The sequence below is a fragment of the Lysobacter fragariae genome, assembly GCF_054779775.1.
This window is the reverse complement of sequence record NZ_BAAGXP010000008.1, coordinates 1-3,224: the sequence shown is the minus strand read 5'-3', so window position 1 is coordinate 3,224 and position 3,224 is coordinate 1. Positions and strand designations below refer to the sequence as shown.

Below are 3,224 nucleotides of genomic sequence, written 5' to 3'. Positions count from 1 at the left end.
CGCATTGCCGACGCCACCGGCGCCGTCGTCAATCAGATGGATTTCCTGGCGTTCGGCGCAAGGCGGGACTTTGATACGCAGACGGCGGGTGGTACGCCGCCCAGCTTGACCACGCGGGGTTTTACCGGGCACGAGACGGTGGATGGGGTGCTTGGCCTGATCCACATGAATGGTCGGATCTTCGACCCGGGGCTGGGGCGATTCCTGCAGGCAGATCCCGTGATCCAAGCCCCGGAAAACGCGCAGAGCTGGAATGCGTACACCTACGTCTTCAACAATCCGCTTACGTATACCGATCCGACGGGAATGATGTCGGCCGGCAACATTCTTCGGATCATCGTGGCAGCCGTGATCATGTATTTCACGGCGGGCGCAGCTAGCCTCTGGATATATGCAGGCGCCAGCGCAGCGTCCATCGGGACGGGGCTAGCCATCATGGCGGCGGGTGGATTCCTAGCGGGAGTCGTCACCACGGGGACTCTCCGAGGAGGAGTCTACGGTGCCTTCGGAGCCATGCTCACGGGCGGCATCATGGCGATGGGGTTCGGCGCAGTCGGCAATGTCGTCGCACAAGGTTTCAGCGGCGGCATCATGGAAAGCATCCAGGGCGGCAATTTTGGCAATGGATTTGTTGCGGCGGGCTTAACTGCCGCTGCCATGCCTGGTGTTGGTGCAATTGACAATGGCGTTGCCAGGACAATGGTTGGAGCAATAGTCGGCGGCTCAATTTCTGAGGCTACTGGGGGAAAATTTGCAAATGGAGCGATTGGTGGGGCCGTTCAAGCAGCGATGAGTGGTCCCAGTGAAGTTGACAGTGAGAGCGATGACGGGAGCGCGTACTGCAAAGGAGGAATAGGAAAGCCTACCGATGATCGCTATATGCTGGATATTCCCAATGAGGCTTGGAGAGATAAGCTCTTTGTCGTTGAGGAAAATGGAGTGATCACGGTCAAGGGACATTTGACGGTCTCTGGGTCGGGGTCAGAGTTCGCTGCACGCGACGCAACCGCGACTTGGGGCAATGCGTCGGGTCCTTATAACGGGACGATGTACCGGTCAGAAATCACAGTGTCGGCGGTCAAGTCCGGTGGTGACTGGCAAATTAAGGGCTGGAATAGGCGCGAATGGATGAAGCTGAACTCGAAATTGTGCAGCGGGATCGCTGGCGCAAAGAATGATCACGGCAGCTCAATTATGAGAGTCCCGCCCGACAGGCGAGTGTGGCAAGAGCCCGGTACAGCAGGGCACGAAATTGGACATGCATTTGGGCTAACTCATGCTCCCGCAGGGTCAGGAAGCATCATGTCCTATGATCCAGTCCGGGCAGTCACGGGACGTGACATCTACAATCTGGCGGAGACGTATCGATGAAGTCGATGCTTGTTGGCGCGACTCTTCTAGTGGCATCGCTAGTCTTTGGCTGCGCTGCTGGTCAAAAGGTTAACGGAGGACTTAGCGCGCGTGACATTCAAGTCGTTTTAGCCAAAGAAGGACTTTCTGGACGATCAGTCATTGAACAGCAGCCCCAGGATGCAGATACGGTCCTGCTCCTCGTTACAGGGAATTTTCGCGACACACATTTCTCTGGATGCTATGCCGATAGCACTGACCTTGAACTATCTCGATCGGCCTTGAACCGAGCTTGGCGTGTTAAGAGCAGAAACAACTTCGCCGAATTGTCTCTACTGCCATGTAGCGTAGCTGTTAGCTCAGGATTTGCCTCAGTTGAAGGAGGTCTCGATGATAAACAGCTAGAAGTCGCTGTTGGCCAACTCAAGCGATTATTGCAAGGCTCCCTGTCAGGTGATCGCCGGGTATCATTTAGCTCACCGGAACTCGATGGCGCTGTTGATCACGTTGGTCTAAAGGATCTAGAGAGCGTTTTCTTCCAGGCCAATGGTGACATTAGATTCCAGTTTGTGTGTAGTGAGTTATTGCCGCGCCTACTTAGAGTTCGAATTAGGATCGAAAACGGCGAGCTTGAGCGAATTGAGATAAGTGCGGAAGACGGTATTGAAATAATTGAGCGATAGCGCGCAACCAGTATCTTGGACGCCCTGGCGCAGTCGTAAATTTGGCAGCAGGCCCGCTAATGTTCCGCGATCAAGATGGAGAGCTTGCACAAGCTTGGAGGGACCGCTATGGACATTAGTCGAGTGTTGCGAACGGCGGTCAATGCATGGCTGCTACTCGTACTTTTGCTTGCAGCGTGGACCACGCACTTTCTGCTGTTCGTATATCCAGCAAGCAGTGATCCGTGGATATTTGCACAGGCTAGTAACGTTGCCAGCATGAATACCGCTGGATTGTTGCCGGCGGCCCTGGCAATGCTACTGCTCTCCACAGCGTTCAAGGCGCGAGCACTGGTCAAGATCGCTCTCCCACTTGCGACGTGGGGCGGATTGTTTTTCTGGCGCTTCGGCGGAACGTACGCGGATGCAATCCGCACGGCCGCAAGAGCGACAGGCTCACACGTGGGTATGTCGCCTCCCGTTTACGAATTGTTTTGGCTTTCGCTCGTCGCGGTCGCTTTTGTTGTGTCATTCGTGGCGCTGGAGAAGGCAGACCGCGGCCCATAGAAGTCGTGGAGCAGCGGGTTAGGCAGCCGTTGAGAGCGACAAGGCCGGCCGAAAAGGTTCCAGGTTCATTTTCGAAAAGGTTCCAGGTTCATTTTCATGTCGCCTGAGACTGACGAAATAGGAATATTCCGACGTAAGGGCGCGGAGTAACGCGATGGAGGCGTCGCGGGTGTGGGGCAGACGAAAAGGTTCCAGGTTCATTTTCATGCCAACGGCAGCCTCACCTCGCACGCGAAGGAAAACCGGTACCTCGAATCCTTCGCGTACGACGATCTCAGTCGGTTGACGACCGCCACATTGACGATGCAGGACGGCGTCACGGTCAATCAGGTTGCCCAGACCGTCGAGTACGACCTGCTGGGCAACATCTGCCGACGCACGACCTTGGGCCAGGCGACCATCGACTTCGCGTACGTCGGCCGGTCGGGGTGTGGGCTTGGCGGCGCGAACAGCATCCACGGCAGCGGAGGAACCGGACTGGCCAGCCCGCATCAGGTCAGTGGCATCGGCACGACGAACACCTATGCCTACGACCCGCGAGGCAACCAGACGGTCAAAGACACGGCTTCAGCGAGCTTCGACCGCACCATCAGTTACTCGCTTGACGACCATGCGCATGAGGCGGTCTCGGGAACGGGCGTGCGC

General features: G+C 56.5%; 4 protein-coding genes. All 4 read left to right on the top strand.

Annotated elements, in window-relative coordinates:
- On the top strand, nucleotides 1-1,371 hold a 1,371-nt coding region (locus ACYVD7_RS10530; protein WP_460762712.1), incomplete at its 5' end, for an RHS repeat-associated core domain-containing protein.
- A complete protein-coding gene (locus ACYVD7_RS10525) occupies nucleotides 1,368-2,033 on the top strand; it encodes a hypothetical protein (RefSeq protein ID WP_460762709.1) in 666 nt (221 codons plus the stop codon). The genes ACYVD7_RS10530 and ACYVD7_RS10525, both read left to right, overlap by 4 nt.
- 108 nt (nucleotides 2,034-2,141) lie before the next feature.
- Nucleotides 2,142-2,579 (top strand): hypothetical protein, encoded by a 438-nt coding sequence (locus ACYVD7_RS10520; RefSeq protein ID WP_460762707.1) that lies wholly within the window; start codon nucleotides 2,142-2,144, stop codon nucleotides 2,577-2,579.
- Nucleotides 2,580-2,750: 171 nt separating this feature from the next.
- A partial coding sequence (locus tag ACYVD7_RS10515; RefSeq protein WP_460762704.1) for a hypothetical protein occupies nucleotides 2,751-3,224 on the top strand: 474 nt, incomplete at its 3' end.

Bases quoted from the DNA above. Each gene is read 5' to 3' on its own strand.
- ACYVD7_RS10525 (WP_460762709.1), top strand. From the start codon at position 1,368: ATGAAGTCGATGCTTGTTGGCGCGACTCTTCTAGTGGCATCGCTAGTC.
- ACYVD7_RS10520 (WP_460762707.1), top strand. From the start codon at position 2,142: ATGGACATTAGTCGAGTGTTGCGAACGGCGGTCAATGCATGGCTGCTA.